This is a genomic window from Corynebacterium simulans, assembly GCF_001586215.1.
Lineage (GTDB): Bacteria > Actinomycetota > Actinomycetes > Mycobacteriales > Mycobacteriaceae > Corynebacterium > Corynebacterium simulans.
In genome coordinates this window covers 547,662-564,234 of the sequence record NZ_CP014634.1, presented here as the reverse complement: position 1 = coordinate 564,234, position 16,573 = coordinate 547,662, and the positions used below count along the sequence as shown (strand labels likewise).

Annotated in this window: 22 protein-coding genes; 12 read left to right on the top strand and 10 right to left on the bottom strand. The window is 57.3% G+C overall.

Annotation, left to right across the window (positions count from 1 at the left end; genetic code table 11):
* Positions 1-116 precede the first annotated feature (116 nt).
* On the top strand, positions 117-947 hold the full coding sequence (locus WM42_RS02640) for a serine hydrolase (RefSeq protein WP_235591299.1): 831 nt from the start codon (positions 117-119) through the stop codon (positions 945-947).
* Here the strand turns inward: WM42_RS02640 and WM42_RS02635 are convergent.
* Positions 944-1,735: a hypothetical protein gene (locus tag WM42_RS02635; RefSeq protein ID WP_062035589.1), complete on the bottom strand. Its 792-nt coding sequence runs from the start codon at positions 1,733-1,735 to the stop codon at positions 944-946. The genes WM42_RS02640 and WM42_RS02635 overlap by 4 nt on opposite strands.
* 176 nt (positions 1,736-1,911) lie before the next feature.
* Here WM42_RS02635 and WM42_RS02630 point away from each other — a divergent pair, with 176 nt between their 5' ends.
* From WM42_RS02630 to WM42_RS02620, 3 genes are all read left to right on the top strand, one after another.
* Positions 1,912-3,192: a serine/threonine-protein kinase gene (locus tag WM42_RS02630; RefSeq protein WP_062035588.1), complete on the top strand. Its 1,281-nt coding sequence runs from the start codon at positions 1,912-1,914 to the stop codon at positions 3,190-3,192.
* A gap of 79 nt (positions 3,193-3,271) precedes the next feature.
* Entirely contained in the window at positions 3,272-3,943 is a 672-nt protein-coding gene (locus tag WM42_RS02625) for a hypothetical protein (RefSeq protein WP_062035587.1), read from the top strand.
* 72 nt (positions 3,944-4,015) lie between these two features.
* Positions 4,016-4,627, top strand: coding sequence for a hypothetical protein (locus tag WM42_RS02620; RefSeq protein ID WP_062035586.1), 612 nt, complete (start codon positions 4,016-4,018; stop codon positions 4,625-4,627).
* A gap of 35 nt (positions 4,628-4,662) precedes the next feature.
* Here WM42_RS02620 and WM42_RS02615 read toward each other — a convergent pair whose 3' ends face one another.
* The 6 genes from WM42_RS02615 to rpmB all read right to left on the bottom strand — a co-directional run bounded on the left by WM42_RS02615 (position 4,663) and on the right by rpmB (position 7,483).
* Positions 4,663-5,382: a TetR/AcrR family transcriptional regulator gene (locus tag WM42_RS02615; protein WP_062035585.1), complete on the bottom strand. Its 720-nt coding sequence runs from the start codon at positions 5,380-5,382 to the stop codon at positions 4,663-4,665.
* Positions 5,383-5,464: 82 nt separating this feature from the next.
* On the bottom strand, positions 5,465-6,256 hold the full coding sequence (locus WM42_RS02610) for a hypothetical protein (RefSeq protein WP_062035584.1): 792 nt from the start codon (positions 6,254-6,256) through the stop codon (positions 5,465-5,467).
* 244 nt (positions 6,257-6,500) lie between these two features.
* A complete protein-coding gene (gene rpsR, locus WM42_RS02605; RefSeq protein WP_034657238.1) occupies positions 6,501-6,749 on the bottom strand; it encodes a 30S ribosomal protein S18 in 249 nt (82 codons plus the stop codon).
* A 21-nt stretch (positions 6,750-6,770) separates the two neighbouring features.
* Positions 6,771-7,076, bottom strand: a complete 306-nt coding sequence (rpsN, locus tag WM42_RS02600; RefSeq protein WP_061921278.1) for a 30S ribosomal protein S14 — start codon at positions 7,074-7,076, stop codon at positions 6,771-6,773.
* 3 nt (positions 7,077-7,079) lie between these two features.
* Positions 7,080-7,244, bottom strand: a complete 165-nt coding sequence (gene rpmG / locus WM42_RS02595) for a 50S ribosomal protein L33 (RefSeq protein ID WP_042530058.1) — start codon at positions 7,242-7,244, stop codon at positions 7,080-7,082.
* 2 nt (positions 7,245-7,246) lie between these two features.
* Positions 7,247-7,483, bottom strand: coding sequence for a 50S ribosomal protein L28 (gene rpmB, locus WM42_RS02590; RefSeq protein WP_005279911.1), 237 nt, complete (start codon positions 7,481-7,483; stop codon positions 7,247-7,249).
* A 578-nt stretch (positions 7,484-8,061) separates the two neighbouring features.
* Here rpmB and WM42_RS02585 point away from each other — a divergent pair.
* From WM42_RS02585 to WM42_RS12855, 7 genes are all read left to right on the top strand, one after another.
* Positions 8,062-8,331: a type B 50S ribosomal protein L31 gene (locus WM42_RS02585; RefSeq protein ID WP_061921281.1), complete on the top strand. Its 270-nt coding sequence runs from the start codon at positions 8,062-8,064 to the stop codon at positions 8,329-8,331.
* 15 nt (positions 8,332-8,346) lie between these two features.
* Positions 8,347-8,520 carry a 50S ribosomal protein L32 gene (gene rpmF, locus WM42_RS02580; protein WP_062035583.1) on the top strand — a complete coding sequence of 58 codons (174 nt, stop codon included), beginning with the start codon at positions 8,347-8,349 and terminating at the stop codon, positions 8,518-8,520.
* 216 nt (positions 8,521-8,736) lie between these two features.
* On the top strand, positions 8,737-9,435 hold the full coding sequence (locus WM42_RS02575; protein ID WP_062039076.1) for a response regulator transcription factor: 699 nt from the start codon (positions 8,737-8,739) through the stop codon (positions 9,433-9,435).
* A complete protein-coding gene (locus tag WM42_RS02570; RefSeq protein ID WP_062035582.1) occupies positions 9,432-10,985 on the top strand; it encodes a HAMP domain-containing sensor histidine kinase in 1,554 nt (517 codons plus the stop codon). Before WM42_RS02575 ends, WM42_RS02570 begins: the two co-directional genes overlap by 4 nt.
* 156 nt (positions 10,986-11,141) lie before the next feature.
* A complete protein-coding gene (locus WM42_RS02565) occupies positions 11,142-12,542 on the top strand; it encodes a S1C family serine protease (protein WP_235591298.1) in 1,401 nt (466 codons plus the stop codon).
* A gap of 102 nt (positions 12,543-12,644) precedes the next feature.
* Complete coding sequence (locus WM42_RS02560; protein ID WP_061921496.1) at positions 12,645-13,217, top strand: MogA/MoaB family molybdenum cofactor biosynthesis protein; 573 nt, start codon at positions 12,645-12,647, stop codon at positions 13,215-13,217.
* Between the two features lie 30 nt (positions 13,218-13,247).
* Complete coding sequence (locus tag WM42_RS12855) at positions 13,248-13,469, top strand: hypothetical protein (protein WP_082787616.1); 222 nt, start codon at positions 13,248-13,250, stop codon at positions 13,467-13,469.
* Between the two features lie 108 nt (positions 13,470-13,577).
* Here WM42_RS12855 and mscL read toward each other — a convergent pair whose 3' ends face one another.
* The 3 genes from mscL to WM42_RS02545 form a co-directional block, all read right to left on the bottom strand.
* Positions 13,578-14,039 (bottom strand): large-conductance mechanosensitive channel protein MscL, encoded by a 462-nt coding sequence (mscL, locus tag WM42_RS02555; protein WP_062035580.1) that lies wholly within the window; start codon positions 14,037-14,039, stop codon positions 13,578-13,580.
* Positions 14,040-14,223: 184 nt separating this feature from the next.
* Complete coding sequence (locus tag WM42_RS02550) at positions 14,224-14,910, bottom strand: SAF domain-containing protein (RefSeq protein WP_062035579.1); 687 nt, start codon at positions 14,908-14,910, stop codon at positions 14,224-14,226.
* Positions 14,911-14,978: 68 nt separating this feature from the next.
* Entirely contained in the window at positions 14,979-15,563 is a 585-nt protein-coding gene (locus tag WM42_RS02545) for a 5-formyltetrahydrofolate cyclo-ligase (RefSeq protein WP_062035578.1), read from the bottom strand.
* 67 nt (positions 15,564-15,630) lie between these two features.
* On the opposite strand from WM42_RS02545, the gene WM42_RS02540 reads away from it, so the two are divergent.
* Positions 15,631-16,557 (top strand): UTP--glucose-1-phosphate uridylyltransferase, encoded by a 927-nt coding sequence (locus tag WM42_RS02540; protein WP_062035577.1) that lies wholly within the window; start codon positions 15,631-15,633, stop codon positions 16,555-16,557.
* The last annotated feature ends 16 nt before the right edge of the window (positions 16,558-16,573 follow it).

Below are 16,573 nucleotides of genomic sequence, written 5' to 3'. Positions count from 1 at the left end.
AGAGAGGACCCAACTAGATGAAGAAAAAGAACCTGTGCGGTCTGGGCCTACTATGCGTGGCTTTGGCCGCAAGTGCCTGCACGATCGGTGATGTGGAGGAAAGAGCGGAAGTTAGCATGACCACCAGCACGGATGTGGACCCGCGCCCCACTTTGAGCGGGCAGACGATGGTGCCCGATGCGGATGCTAAAGGCGATGGTGGAAAGTCTGACAAGGACCCGGCTCCTGCTGCAGCGAGGGGGAACGTCCAGGAAGCACTGCAGAAGATCGTCGAAGACGTTCAGAGCAAGTACGGCGGGAAAGCCGGAATCGCCGTTGCAGGTCAGGATGAGGTATATAGTGCCGGTATTTCTGAGCCGCGAGCCGCATGGTCTACCGCGAAGGTGCCGGTGGCAATTGCCGCGGAACGCGCTGGTTCTGCAGATCCGGCGATGGTCTCGCAGGCCATTACTTTTTCAGATAATGCGGCCGCAGAAAATCTCTGGCAATCCCTAGGCGGCGGGCAGTCTGCAGCTAGCGCCGCCAGCGCAGTTCTAGCGGAAGCAGGCTTAGACGTGCAAGTGCAGCCCACGGTTACCCGTCCGGGCTTTTCTGCCTTCGGGCAGACCCAATGGACAGTCGCTGATCAAGCGCGTTTTATAGGGCAGTTGGGTTGTATCGCACAGGGCAGCGGAGTGCTCACTGCTATGGCTGCCTCTGATCCTGCCCAAAGCTATGGCTTAGGCAGCCTCGATAATTCATCTTTTAAGGGCGGTTGGGGCCCAGATACAAACGGCGCCTATGAAGCACGGCAGATGGGCACGGTAGAGCTCAACGGTAAGAAGGTTGCGGTGGCTATTTACGCGACGTCGCCAAGCGGTGCCTATGGCTCGGCACAACAAATGCTCAGCGCCTTGGCCACCGAACTCGCAGGTGCGAAGGTCCAGTGGCCCAAGGCCGCTTGCTAGTTGGCGCTCCAGACGGTGCTGAACTGGCCGGTGTCTAGCTTGCTCGAGTCATAAGAGGTGCTATCCGGGATGATTGTGAACTCGTCGCCATTAATCAGCAGCTGGCTGACATCGTTGAAGGTAGCGGTGTACGAAGTGCCGCTGCCTGAGGCAGTGCCAACGGCCGGGCCGCTGGACCAATTGCCGCGGTAGACCAAGCCGGAGCTTTCGTCACAGATGACGATGTGCGCCTGTGGCGCGGACTTCTTGGCCGCGTACACGGCTTCGCCGCCGTTGCACTGCGCGCCGGAGATTCCGTCCCAGCCATTGGCGCTAAGCCCTGCTGGATAATCCGTGCGCTGCGTAGTGGTGTGGGTTTGCTGGCGCGGCTGCTGCCTTTGCTGATAGCGCGGCGAATTATTCTGCGCCGGGGAAGAAGAATCCTGGGTAGGCGTTGGATCAGACTCGGTTTCTTCCGTGGTCGTGGCGGGTTCTTCCGTAACCTCCGTCGATGGCGGTGCCGGAGCGACAGGTGGCTGCTGAGCCTCGTCGCTCTTCTTATCCGCCCAGACCACGCCGCCGCCAATCAGCATGGCCAGGATGACTGCCAAGATGCACAGGATCGGAACCCAGTTTCGCGAGGGCCGCGCGGTGGGCGCTGTAAATCCCATCGGCTGCGTCGACTGGTAGCGGCCATTTGGGTCGGTATAGGGATTCTGCTCGCCAAATGGGGATTGCGACTGCGCGCCCGAGTACATATTCGTGGACAGCGAAGGGTAGTGATTTGGGCCTTGGTTAGGGTTGGTCATTGCATCCTTCGGCAAAGAAATCGGCGATAGGAAATAAATACAGGCAGCAACTTAAAAGTTTCCGAGTAGTTACAAATAGTAGCTGCCTTCTACGAGCGGTTATGCTACCCCACAAGCGGGGTAGATAGGGCGATTCTTAGAACATGCATCTACATCGGGTGTGGTGAAATATACGCGTGAATGATTCCCGTGTAGTTATGTGGCTGGAGCGCCAAGGATATGCAAACGTCCGGCGCATCGGTGGCGGCGGCATGGGAACCGTCTTCGCGGCCACCGATGTCGATCTAGGGCGCAACGTTGCAATCAAGACGGTGTTGCCGGAGCTACACAACGAAGAAGGGCTCAAGCGCTTCCATAATGAAATGAAGGCGCTGGCGGCCATCCATAGCTCCTATGTCACGCACATAAATAAGAAGCTGGCCGACACCGAGGGCAATCTCGGCTTTGAGATGGAGCTTTTCGAAGGCGGCACGTTGGAAGAGCTCATCCGTGAACGTCGCCATAGTAACGAGCCGGGTTTTAGCATCAGCGACGTCGTCAAGTACTTGCGCCCCGTGGCCAAAGCACTGGACCAGATGCATTCGATGCGCCCGGATGGGTGGATTCACAGGGATGTAAAACCGGCCAATATCTTGCTACGCCGCCGGCCCACCGATAGCGGCTATAGCGTTCTGAGCGACTTCGGAATCGCTATCTCGGAGGGACAGTCGCGTTTGACCGCCGTAGGCAACGTAATCGGAACTGAAAACTACTCTTCACCAGAGAGCAATTCGCGTGATTACAGCGGCCAGGAAGCATCCTTTTCAGGTGATAACTATGCGCTAGCACTCATCGCGTTTGAGATGCTGACCATGTATCACCTCAAAGAGATGATGCCGGAGTCTGCCTGGCGCACCAAACGTATAGTCCCGGCGATGGGCACCCCGGCTATCGTGGCACGGCTTGATCCACAGGCGGCAATGGCCACTCAGCAGATTGACGCAGTGATGGAACGAGCATTGGATAACACTCCTTATAAGCGTTTTCCAGAAGCCAGCAAGTTCATCGATGCACTGGAGGCATGCGGAAACGGTGGAGCCGAACTTAATACGCGATCCGCAATCCCGGAGAACCAAGCCACGAACTATCCGGCAAGCGGTCAGCTTCCCGCCATGGGCTTTAGTATGGGCAGCGCCCAAAACCTCGCCGGAGGTGCGCAGAATTGGGGTAACCCCGCGATGGGCTCGGTGCCTTCTTATGGCGGGCCTATCAATGCGCCCTTCAACCCAGGAATCAATCCGGGGGCGTCCATGCCTTCAGCAAGGCCAATGCAGCAATCGCCGCAGCAGGTACGGTCTGCTCGGCCGGCGCAGCCTGCGCGGCCGCAGAAGGATAACAACAACGCGTTGATGATTGCGGCGACGATTCTTATCATCATCACGATTGCGATCACCACAATTGCGCTAGTAACCGGCTAACTTTCACGCTTTTGGGTATTAGTATGGACTTTCGGAATAAACCTGTCCATCTATCCTCGACTTCGAAAGCGCCTAATCTATGCAGTCTCACGCCAGCTCGCCGGCAAACTCTGGACCATGGCTTCAGATCAATGACTTGGTCGGGCAGGTACACCGGATGGGCCCGGGCGACGAGCTCATAGTAGGCCGTGCTGGTGACTTTGTAGTAGGCGCAGAGGACTTGGACCTGCACCGTCAGCTATTCCAGCTGTGGTACTCCGGCCAAGGCTGGATGCTCGCCAACGTGGGCCGCCATATTCCGCTTTATATCAGCCAGCGCAATGTGCGCTCCCATTCGCGCATCGAGGTAGGGCCGCGCGGCTTGGCACCCATCCCACCGGGGCCGACCGCCATCACTTTCACCACGCCTGATTGCGTGTACGAGATTCACATCGACGTTCAAAACAACGACATGATTCGCCGCACCCCGCGCCCGCTGGATGAGGAGGGGGACCGCACGCGCACTCGCCACGTCCCGAATGACGAGCAGGAGCTACTGCTGCGCCAACTGGCTAGCTACCTCCGCGCGCCGGGTGCCACGGATGCTAATATCCCGGCGATTCGAGAGCTGGCGCAGGCACTTGGCTGGACCGAGAAGAAGACCAACCAGAAGATCGATCGCCTGATTGAAAGCCTTAAAGAAGACGGCGAAGCGGTGTATAAGCCTCATAAAAACTGCTTGGCTCACTATGCCGTTCAGCGCTATCGTTAAGGTCTAGGAAGACCTAGCGCACCTAGCACATAGAGCATTTCTCGTATCGACACAGAAAAGAAGGCGCACATTATGACTTATCCGTATCCGCAGCAAAAAGATAAGTCTGGCGTGGTGCCTATCGTCGTCGGAATCGTAATTCTCGTCGCAATCGTGGCGGCTGCTGCAGCATTTTTCTTGCTCAGCCGTGGCGACGACAAAACCGAGCAGACTGCGCAGCAGGAATTCAAGCCGGTGGAATCAACTTCCGCTCCGGCAGAGACGACTTCCGTAGCGCCTAGCACTAAAGAAAGCCCAAGCCAGTCCGTAGTAACCGTGACGGAAACAGCGCCTAACCCGGAAGAGCATTACGACCACGGGCGCGATAAGTCCACCGTCAGCGGTGGTATTTTGAGCGACCGCGGTTGGTCCGGCAGCTATGCATCGTGCACCGCGGGCGAGGACCTCATCCTCGCTGGCACCAGCGATGATGGCAAGGTTGTCGTCTGCGGCAACGCCGGCGGTGCTACCTACCGTTCCGATATGTTCGGTGGCACCTTGGAGCTGCCCGCCGAAGGTCACGAAGGCACCTACCAGGTTGATGCCGATCCTTCGTACATCGTGGTCAACGCCGACGGTCTGCGCGTCTACCAAGACAACACGGCCGTAGAAAGCGTCACCTGGAACGACTACTGGCAGCGATAGGTGTTTGCTTGGCAGCACCACGCTGCACACACTAATTAATTGCCGGACTTCTTCTTACGATCCGCGGCAGCAGCGGCGGCAGAGGAGATGGAGTCGTGGCGGTTCTTGAGCAGCTCAAGAGTGGTCTCTTCCGCGTTGTCCGGAACCTTTGCGCCGAGAACGGCTAGCGCGGCGTCGGCAAGCATGGCGGCAGTTTCCGGAACGCGCTGGGAAGCGTCGAAAGGCGGGGTGCCATCGTTCGGGCGCATCTCAATGACCGAAAGTGCGATGTGGAACGGAAGCTCGATGCGAGGGTCATCCTCGCCGACGATTGAGGCGGCAATTTCGCGGAAACGAGACTGCAAAGCAGTACGCTGTTCGTGGTACTCGGAGAACTCAGGAGAGTTAGCCACAGGCAACTGGTACAGGCGGCCGACGTTCCAGCCGCTGGTGAGCAACAGGCGGGACTCCGCCGCAACGAGAGACCACAGACGTTGCTCGGCGGCGGCAGCGGAGGCCGCCAGCTCCTCAGCAAGCTCGAGGGAAGGCTCGATGGTGGAATTAAGGAGGGTTAGAAAGATTTCTGTCTTGGAGGGGAAATGATAATACAGAGACGCCTGGCGAATGCCCACGGCATCCGCAATCTGGTGCGTCGAAGTGGTGGCAAAACCCTGCGTGGTGAAAAGCTCTGATGAAGCGTCGAGAATCTCTTCACGGGCGGTAGTTCCACGGCGGCGCGGGCTGTTCTTGCGCGGCCTACCAACAGTTCCAGCCATGGGCAGGACGCCTCCTTTCGTGTGAATGAATTTTAATTCATTAAGCCAGTTAAGTGTACTCGTTTATATTCGCAGCAACTAATTAATTGTCCTGCGTGGAGCAGTCTTGCTGACGTTTATCAATGGACTCAAAGTTTGCGGATACCGTGCGGCAGGCGGAGCCATAAGCGGTGCGGTCGAGCGGTGGGAGAGTAGCAAGGACACCATCGCGTCCGTTCACGCCGGCGTGCCACAGGCGCAACTCCAACGCTATGCCAGTGCCCCAGGCAATGGATAAAGCCTCGGCTTCGGCGGCGTCGAGAAGCTCACGCTCAACGCCGATAGCGAGGCGATCCGGGGTGGGACGCGGCGCCGGGGCGGCCCAGCGCGCGATGGCGGCGATGGGGGCGAGCAGGTCACTCTGGACGTCGACAGTCGTATTGCGATCCGGTAGGCCATCGACCACCTTGAGTGCTGGCGGGCGCAAATCCAGTGCTTCCTTCAGCAGTGCGTCTTCGCTGCCTACACCCAGCGGCAGGCCAGCGTCGGCACGGCTGGCCATGCTCTCTTCTGCAGAACGGCCAACAAGGCCCACGTCCCTAAAAATAGATTCCAGCTGCGGGTCCTCGCCCAGCCAAGTGATGGTCATGGAAGGAAGTGCGTCACCGCGGGCGACGGGGCCGGAAAGGCGCACGGGGCTGGCGACGCCGGGCGAGCGCACGATGTCAGTGATAATGCGAGAAAACCACGTGGCAAGTTCTAGCTCGTTCGCGCGGTGGTCCAGGGAATTGTGCAGGAGATCCTGCGCTTCCGCGAGTAAGCCGCGGGCAGTAGCGGGGGACTGGCAATGTGCTGCGAGCTCACTGAGTTCCGCTAAGGATTGATGCAATGGCATGCGCCTTAAAAGCCCTTTCGAGGAGAGAGGAAGTGAATATCACTAATCTATCACCAGCTCGAATCCCGCATAGGGAAGTTGTGGGTTAAGTAGCAGATAGTTATTTCGTGGCCAAGAACAAAACGCACAAAAGCCGCTTTGCATCCAATCGAAGTGATTGAAAGAAAGCGACTTTCGAAGGTTCTTTTACCGTGTCACACTTGCCAGCGGCAAAAGTGCGCTGTTGAGAAACCCAGCTACTGATTTAGCGGGCGGTGAACGGCAGGAGAGCCATTTCGCGTGCGTTCTTCACAGCGGTAGCGACCTGGCGCTGCTGCTGTGGGGTAAGACCGGTCACGCGACGGGAACGGATCTTGCCACGGTCGGAGATGAACAGACGCAGGGTCTTTACATCCTTGTAGTCAACCGTCTCGATACCCTCAGCCTTCAGCGGGTTCTTCTTCGGGCGACGGGTTTGTTCCATGCGGAACTTCTTTTGGTTATTGCGCTTGATAGCCATTGTGCAATTACCCCTTTACCAGCTGGACTTGCGAACGCCCGGCAGCTCACCACGGTGAGCCATGCCGCGCATACGGACACGGGACAGACCGAACTTACGGAGGTAACCGCGCGGACGGCCGTCGGCTGCGTCGCGGTTACGGATGCGGGAACGGGATGCATCACGTGGCTGACGGTTCAGCTCGAACTGTGCGTCCAGACGATCCTCGTCCGAGGTGTTCGGGTTCTTGATGATGGCCTTGAGCTCAGCGCGACGCTCCGCGTAGCGGGCGACGATTTCCTTGCGCTGCTCGTTCTTGGCGATCTTGGACTTCTTAGCCATAGATTATCGCTCCTCGCGGAATTCGACGTGCTTGCGGACGACCGGATCGAACTTCTTCAGGGTGATGCGATCCGGGTTGTTGCGCTTGTTCTTACGGGTCACGTAGGTGTAACCGGTGCCCGCAGTGGACTTCAGCTTGATGATTGGACGGATGTCATTACGTGCCATCTTTAGATCTTCTCCCCACGTGCGCGAATCTTGGCGACGACGGACTCGATGCCGTCGCGGTCAATAATCTTCATGCCCTTGGTAGAGACATTCAGGGTGATGGTACGGCCCTCGGAGGGCAGGTAGTAGCGACGACGCTGCACGTTGGGGTTCCAACGGCGCGAAGTGCGGCGGTGCGAGTGCGAGACCTGCTTGCCGAATTCCGGCTTGCGGCCCGTTACCTGGCAAATAGCCGACATGGGTCTTCTTTCTCCTAGCCGCCCACATCATGGCTACTGACGGTTATGCCTTCTGCGGTGAGGCGCAGCGCTCGAAAAGTGAGGTTGAGCATGGATGGCAAGACCGTCAAACACCAGTAGACGGGGCGTAAAACGTATACTTTGACAACAGCAAGGGAAAATCTTACAGCCCGCGGCCCAAATTACCTAATCGCCTTCCTTGTCCCAGTGCTGCAAGCTGATGCAGTGGGCTCGTGCGAACTACCTGCGCCATTTGGTCTTGTTAACGCCTGTGGCTGCTGTTAATCATGCGGGCCGGTTCCTCTATATACGGAGCGTAATAGCGTGTATGTGGGTTTGGGGAACTGGTGGCAAAGGTGTAACATGCTTTAAGTTGTTGACATCTCCGCCCACGGGAAGCGCAAGCAATATCCCGGAGCGATGAGGTTAACGCCATTTTTAATCTGTACGTCCCAACTCGGGCACGATCTTCGACACCGATAGAGGGCTGCTTTGTAAAAAGTTCGCCGTTCTTTAAGGCTTAAGCCAGGTAGAAGAGTGAAGAACCGACCCGTAGTTTCAACCCTGAGGGAATAATTATGAAGAAGGATATCCACCCGGATTACCACCCGGTGGTCTTCAAGGACGCTGGCACTGGCCACTCGTTCTTGACCAAGTCCACTGCTACTTCCGATCGCACCGTTGAGTGGGAAGATGGCAACGAGTACCCACTGATCGTCGTTGACGTGACCGCTGAGTCCCACCCGTTCTGGACCGGTGCACAGCGCGTTATGGATACCGCAGGCCGCGTCGAGCGCTTCAACCAGCGCTTCGGTGCAATGGCTCGCCGCAAGAAGAAGAACGCGTAAGGAGGATAGAAGAAAATGGCAACTCCTAAGTTCAAGAAGTCCCGCGCGAACACTCGCGCACGTCGCTCCCAGTGGAAGGCAGACAACGTCGCCCTTCAGGAAGTCACCATCGACGGTCAGACCGTGCGCATCCCGCGCCGTCTGGTCAAGGCTGCAAAGCTCGGCCTGGTAGACGTGGAGCAGTTCTAATCTAGAACGCCCTACTTTTTAAAAGAGCCTACGAAGAAACGCCTTAAACAAGGCATCTTCTTCGCAGGCTCTTTCTTTTGGACAGATATTCTAAACAGATACATTGTCTAAAAGGCGCCGCGAGAATCGTTAGCTTGTGGCTTTGGGGGGATGGAAAGGGGATTGGATTGCATGGTGGCCTCGAAAATCCACCATGAATAGGTCATAATTATGTTTATGAAGATTCTTGTCGTCGACGACGAGCAAGCGGTACGCGAATCGCTGCGTCGTTCTCTCCGGTTCAATGGTTATGAAGTCATGATTGCCAGTGACGGCCTTGAGGCGGTGGAGGCTGTCCGCAATGAAAATCCGGAGCTGTTGATCCTCGACGTCATGATGCCCAACATGGACGGCCTCGAAGTCTGCCGTACTCTTCGCAGCGAGGGCTGGGAGCGCCCGATCCTGGTGCTAACTGCCCGCGATAGTGTCTCCGACCGCGTGGCTGGTCTCGATGCCGGAGCAGATGACTATCTACCGAAGCCATTTGCGCTGGAGGAGCTTTTGGCACGCGTGCGTTCTTTGCTGCGCCGCGCCGCTGCAGACTCCATTGGAGCACCGCACAGCGCGGAGACCGAGCTTTCCTTTGAGGATTTGCAGCTCAATGCGGAAACCCGTGAGGTAAAGCGCGGCGACCGGCAGATCTCTTTGACTCGTACTGAGTTTGCTTTGCTGCAGCTGCTGATGGAAAACCCGCTCAAGGTCATGCCGCGCAACGTGATTCTGGAAGAGGTATGGGGCTACGATTTCCCAACTTCCGGCAACGCACTAGAGGTCTACATCGGCTACCTGCGGAAGAAGACGGAAGGTGAGGGCGAATCGCGTCTCATCCACACCGTGCGCGGCGTCGGTTATGTTCTGCGGAAGTCGACACCGTGATTTTGAGGAAGCCAGCGCCCAACGCCGAGGCTTCCGAACAGGTACAACCCACCCCTGTTAACGAGATTGCCGGCGGAAGGGGGAGTTGGGCTTCTCGGGCGCCACTGCGGTGGCGTCTTTCGCTTGTTACGGGTCTGGTCGTGGCCATCGCCGTGGCGCTTATGACCCTGGCAACCTATTGGATCGTGTCTGAGTCTTTGACCGCGGCCGTCGACAAGCAGCTTGAGCAAAAAGCCGACGTGTTGATTCAGGAAAGCCTGGACCCGCGTTTTGTTGAATCTATCGATTCCGAAATCGCGAAGTTTAAGCTCTATAATCCATCGACTCGTATCGCGATTTCCCCGCCTTCCTGGAGCTTTACCTTTGGTGATGCCATCCCGGTGGGGGATAAGTTTCAGAAGGATGATGATTACACCGAGATCTCGGTGCGCACCGTCGGTGGCGAGCGCATCCTCGCAAAACGCCATGACTTAGGCACCACTGTGGTCTTGGCCCGGGACTTGAGCGAGACGAATGAGCTCATCGCGGCCATTGGCGCAATGCTGGTCGTTATCGTTGCGCTGGGCGTTCTGCTGGCGATCTTTGCCGGCATGCTCGTTTCCAAGACTGGTATGCAGCCGATTTCGCGCCTGAAGCGTGCGGCCGATTACGTCACGCAGACCAACGATCTGCGACCTATCGAGGTTGTCAACAATGACGAGATGGCGCAGCTTACGGTTTCCTTTAATCAGATGTTGGAAGCGCTGCAGCAATCGCGTGTGCAGCAGGCTCAGTTTGTGGCGGACGCAGGTCACGAGTTGAAGACTCCGTTGACCTCGATGCGTACCAACATTGAGTTGCTGATGATGATGAACAAGTCCGGCGGTGGGTTTGGTATCAGCGAAGAAGATCGCCGCGACTTGGAAGATGACGTCATGTCACAGATGACGGAGCTTTCTACGCTCATCGGTGACTTGGTCGACTTGGCTCGTGAGGACGCCACGGAGAAGGCTCCGGAGCCGGTTGACCTTATGGAGGTGCTCGAGTCTTCGCTAGCGCGCGCTAGGCGACGCCGCCCCGACGTCGAGTTCCGTGTGCGCTTTATTCCGTGGGTCCTAGAAGGCGATCCATTCGCCCTGGGCCGTGCAACGCTTAATCTGATGGACAATGCGGCGAAATGGTCGCCTGCGACCGGCACCGTGCGTGTGTTCATGCAGCAGATCAGCGAGCACGAGGTCCGTCTCCGGGTCGACGACTCTGGCCCGGGCATTCCGCCGGATGAGCGGGAGAAGGTATTCGAACGTTTCTATCGTTCCGCAGAAGCCCGCTCGATGCCGGGCTCTGGTTTGGGTCTGGCCATCGTCAAATCCGTGATTGAGCGCCACGAGGGCTCTATTGAAATTAAGGATTCGAACGACGGCGGCACGCGCATGGAGGTTATCTTGCCGGGGTACCGTGGGGAAGGCGAGACCTTCGTTGATGGCCTTTTCGATCCTTCCGCAAACGAAGAAGATGAGGCGGCAGTTGATCGCGGCACCATTTTCGCCGAGCGCTGGTTTAATCAGGGTTAATCTGCGCCGACCTTATTGCGGCATAAAAAGGAGTTGCGCTGCAGGTCAAGACATACAGAATTCTAACAGTTATTCTTATATGGCTAGCAGAATCGTTACAGATGCACCCCAGCCCACTGCGGCACAATTGCCTACATGAATACGAGGAACTCAAACATGAACGAGCCTGCGGATCCACGCGGCGAGAGGCCAGCGTCCGAGAATCAACCCAATCTTAGCAATTCTGCCGGTTGGAATGAACCGCGCCAGAACTCCGGGGCGCAGCCTAGCTCCAGTGGCCAGGCTGGTTCCTTTGGGATGCAGGGCGCAAATTTCAACCAAGGCGCGGGCAATCCCCAATTCGTCGGCGGCCAAGCAAATCCGCATACCCAAAGCTTCGGCGCGGGCCAGCCCGGCCAGGCAGGGCAGTTTGGCCAACCGGGCCAGCCTAATCAGGCCATAACTTACGTAGGGGCGCAACCGAACCCGCCAGAAAAGAAGAAGGTGGGCCTGGGCACGGCTTTGGCCATGATGCTCGCCGGCGCTGTCGCTGTGGGCAGCATTACTGGTCTAGCTCTAGGAGCGAAGGATAAGAACGATACGAGCACCGTAAACCAGGTTCTGCAGAATGAGCCGGTGGCTAATAGCACCGGTGAGGAACCAGCTGAGGGCTCGGTTGAGGCGACCGCGGCTAAGGTGCTGCCCGCTGTTGTTTCCATTGAGGCTTTGGGCCTTACCAGCGCTGCTGAGGGCTCTGGTTCCATCATCTCGCCGGATGGCTATGTGCTGACTAATCACCACGTGGTTGCCGGCGCTGAGCGTGGCGGCCAGTTGCGCGTCAGCATGAACGACGGCAGCAAGCACGAAGCTGAATTTATTTCTTCCGACGCAAACACCGACGTCGCGATCATCAAGATCAAGGACGTCAATGACCTGCCGTTCCTGCAATTCGGTGATTCTGACGCCGTGGCCGTTGGCCAAGAGGTCGTTGCTGTGGGCTCCCCGCTGGGGCTAAATGCCACGGTTACCTCGGGTATTGTCTCCGCGAAGAATCGCCCGGTTCGGGCTTCCCAGGAGGGCGGCGAGAGCTCGCTTATCGACGCCATCCAGACCGATGCCGCGGTCAACCCCGGCAACTCCGGTGGCCCATTGGTCGATATCAACGGCAACCTGATCGGTATGAACTCCATGATCGCTTCCTTGTCGAGCTCCGGCTCGAGCGAGGCAGGCTCCATCGGCTTGGGTTTTGCAATCCCGTCCAACTTTGCCAAGCGCATGGCTGACCAGCTCATCAACAAGGGCGAGGTTAAGCACCCAACCTTGGGCGTCAAGGTAGACGCGCGCGACAGTGGCGACGGCGCACGCATCGTCGAGGTTGAGCCAGGCAGCCCAGCAGAAGAAGCAGGGCTGAATGCAGGCGACCTCGTCACCCGCGTCAATGACCGCCGCATCGAGAACTCCGATTCCTTGATTGCCGCAGCTCGCTCGCAAGACTTCGGAGCCAAGGTCACGCTCGAAGTCAGCAATGGGGAAGGAAAAGATCCTCGCCAGGTAGAGGTAACTCTTTCGGACGAGTAAATTATCCATTAACAAAAATCGCCCGAATCTTTGAAGAAGAATTTTTGGTCCTATAAAGGAGCTACATTGGCAGACCATGCTGACAACGAGACCAACAACGGCATTTTCGAGGTCTCTGAGGAATCCACAGGGTCTTTGTTGGACGTCGCTGAGCCTGATGACGCCTTCCTGATCGCCAGCGAGCAGGAACAAAACTTCAACGCGCCGCGCCGCGCACTGGTGGTTGTCATCACTGACCACCCAGACGAGAACTCGGATGATACGTCCCGTTTGGTCGGCGAGCTCCTTTCTGAGGCTGAATTCCAGGTCGATGGCTCCGTGACTGTTCGTTCCAAGAAGTCGAAGATTCGTCAGGCCATTGAAACCGCAGTTGTCGGTGGCGTTGACTTGGTCCTTACCGTCGGCGGTACTGGTGTTGGCCCGCGCGACAAGGCGCCTGAAGCCACACGCGCGGTCCTGGATCAGATGGTTCCCGGCATCGCGCAAGCACTGCGCTCTTCCGGCCAAGCCTGTGGCGCAGTCGATGCCTGCACCTCGCGGGGTATCTCCGGTGTTTCGGGCTCGACCGTCATCGTTAACTTGGCTTCCTCCCGCGCCGCAGTGCGCGACGGCATGGCCACGCTGGCCCCGTTAGTTCATTATCTCATCGACCAGCTGCAGAAGTACAGCGTCTAGTAGTAGCAGGTAAGTTCCCTTCTAGTATTCATGTCTGAACCTCGTAAACGCCGCCGGACCGTTCGTCGCTCCGCCGTGGACTATGACCGCACTGCCGACCAACCGGACTTTGTATCTGCTTTTGATAACTCAGGTCGGGAAAGCGGTGGGGACGCTCATCGCGTAGTCCAGCTCGATGAGGATGCCCCGGCTGAACGCCAGCACGATGAAGCGTTCTACAGGGAGCAAATGCCGCCGCATTATGGCCAATAGGCGCGAGCGTTTCCCACCTCTAATTATTGCCCATTAATAACGACGAACTCCGGTTGTCTTTTATCTAAAAGACAACCGGAGTTCGGTCTTTATGCAGGATGTAAAACCTTATGCCTGGTGGCGGCCGGTGCTCTCCTGGTTGTAGGAGGTCCCCGCAATGTTGTGGCCTGCACCGGAAGCGTTCTGTGCTTCCATTAGGTCGCGGATCTCGGTCAGGAGCTGCTCGGTGGTCGGAGCTGGCTCTTCTGGGTCAACGCCGTGGCGGCGCTTAGCAGCTTCGGAGAGCTTGTTGATCGGCATCACGATGAGGAAGTAAACAACCGCAGCGATGATGAGGAAGTTGAGGGCAGCGGTAATAACAGCACCGAAGTCCATGAAGGTGGACTCATTGTCGGTGATCTGGAAGCCCAGGCCCTTGACTTCTGCGGAGCCGAAGGAGTTGATCAGAGGCTGGATGAGATTGTTGGTGACGGCGGTGACGATAGCGGTGAATGCGCTACCAATGATGACTGCGACTGCCAACTCGATGACATTGCCGCGGAGGATGAAGTCCTTAAAGCCCTTCAGCATTGGGAGGGTTTCCTTTCCTAAAACACATTGTGACCCTCGCCCCCGAGTGACTTTTCCAAGTTAGTCATGAGTCAAATGTTATTAAAATTAAAAGCAGGGGCTCGTGAAGACTCACCCTAGCGAGTTTTAGGGGATGTGACAACGTTTCTGGCTCAATCGGAAGGCTTCTGGAAGCGGCTCTACGCTAATTCATGCCGGTGGCTCGTTGTCCCACAATGACAACGGTGAGCGGTTGGCTCAGCGAGGCGGCTGCCACGGCATCAGCTTGGGAAGCCGGAAGAGCTAAAAGCACGGTGGTGGCGCGGCTTTCTTCTTCGCCGCTGGTCGTCGTAATTACGCGCCCACCTGCTGCGATGACTGAGCCATCAGTTGTTTGGCCTTCTTCTATCTCTTCTTCGCTAGCGCCAGCGATGACATTGACCGTATCCCCATGGTGGAGGTGGGGAAGGACGTCAGGTTCTGCTGGCTTGAGTGGAATCATGTGGGATTCCTCGCCCGAGTTTTTTCCTGTGGAGTTATTCACTAAATCGTCCACGAGCTGCGGGCCAAGCAGTCTCGTCTCGGTAAGAATTTCTCCAGCCGAACCCGCCGATACGACCACGCGGCCTTCAAGCTCCTCGAGGTTGGTATCGACTTTCGTCTCCGGCAGTGCGCTGGCCGGGATGGGTGCTAGGGTGACGTCGTCAAGTGAAAGAGCATGGCCCGCAGGAACATCGCGGGCAAAGACCACCGCCAGAGGGTGTTCTTTGCGAGCGGAAAGCATGCTGAAACCTGCTGCAGCAACCAGTACCAATGCAACAAAGCGTCTTAACATCAACGCTCGCCGATGTCCTGGGGTGCGCAGCATTTTCAGCAATTTATCCGCAGTCATGCTCTTTTAGACTGCGGTTGCAGGACTATGGTTCCGCTTTTGCTGTTTCTTATGGCTAAACCGTCTAGCTAAACGTCTGGCTCAATGTCGACGAGCCCACGCTCAGTCAGAATGACATCAACTGGGCGGTCGTGTTCTTCTTTTGGCACATCCCGGACCTCGCTGGAGTGGACCATGGCAATGACCTTGGGCTTGCCGGGAACAAGGGGAGTAAGCGCGCGGTCGTAGTAGCCAGCGCCTTTTCCGAGGCGGTAGCCGCTCTTGTCCACTGCCATCGCTGGCGCAAAGATGAAGTCGAGCTCAGCCAAGATGGAGCTGGGGAAGCGCTCGCCGGTTGGTTCTGCGATGCCGAGCGCACCGGGTTGGAGGCTCTCGGGGCCTTCGTAAAGCGCCCAGTAAAGTTGTCCATCGTCGCCAGAGATAGGCAGATATACCGCTTTACATGCCTGTGCCAGGGTGTGGACAAACTCGCTGCCGCCAGGCTCTGAACCCAGAGGGTTATAGGCTGCGACCTGCATATCGGGGCTTAGAAGTTGGGCGGCCGCGTTGCACCAGGCGGCGTCGGCAGTGGCCTTCTCCTCGGGGCTGCGGGTGCGGCGGGCGTCGAGAAGCTCAATGCGCAACGCCTGCTTTTGCTTGGCTATCTCAGTCATAGAACTAATAGTAATTGCTGGTGTATCGCTGCACGAAAGAAAAAGTTCGGCCTGTAAGCTCAAACTTATGGCTAATAACAACGAGGGATCCCTGCACGGGATTAAGACAGTTGTCGTGCCGGCAGCGGGCCTGGGTACCCGCTTTTTGCCGGCCACTAAAACTGTTCCGAAAGAACTGCTCCCTGTGGTTGATACCCCAGGTATCGAACTCATCGCAGAGGAAGCCGCTTCGGTTGGTGCGCAGCGTTTAGCAGTTATTACTGCCCCCAACAAGCAAGAGGTGATGCGCCACTTCGATGCCTTCCCGGAGCTTGTTGAGACCTTGGACGCACGTGGCAAGGACGAGCAGGTGGCTAAGGTGCGCCGCGCTGGCGACCTTATTCACCCAATCTCTGTGCCGCAGGAAAAGCCGCTCGGCTTGGGGCATGCGGTTGGTCTTGCGGAATCCGCATTGGACGATGACGAGGACTGCTTCGCCGTCATGCTCCCGGATGACATTGTCTTGCCGGCGACTGTCATGGAGGAGATGGCACGCGTTCGCGCCGCCGTCGGTGGCTCCGTTCTGTGCGCATTCGAAGTCGAGCGTGAAGAGACCTTCAACTACGGTGTCTTCGACGTGGAAGATACTAACGCTCCTGGCGTGAAGAAGGTCGTCGGCATGGTAGAAAAGCCAGAGCCTGAAGATGCGCCTTCGAACCTAGTGGCCACCGGTCGCTACCTGCTAGACCGCAAGATCTTCGATGCGCTGCGCCGCATTTCCCCAGGTAAGGGTGGTGAGCTGCAGCTAACCGACGCCATCGAGCTGCTCATCCAGGAAGGCCACCCGGTCCACGTGGTGGTTCACCGCGGAAAGCGTCATGACCTGGGCAATCCCGGCGGATATATTCCGGCAAATGTGGACTTCGGCCTGCACCATGAGAAGTATGGCCCGGCTTTGTACAAGGCAATCAAGCAGATCATTGCCGAGTATGAGGCTGAAAAGGGCATCAACTAATCTAGGTCAGAAGACA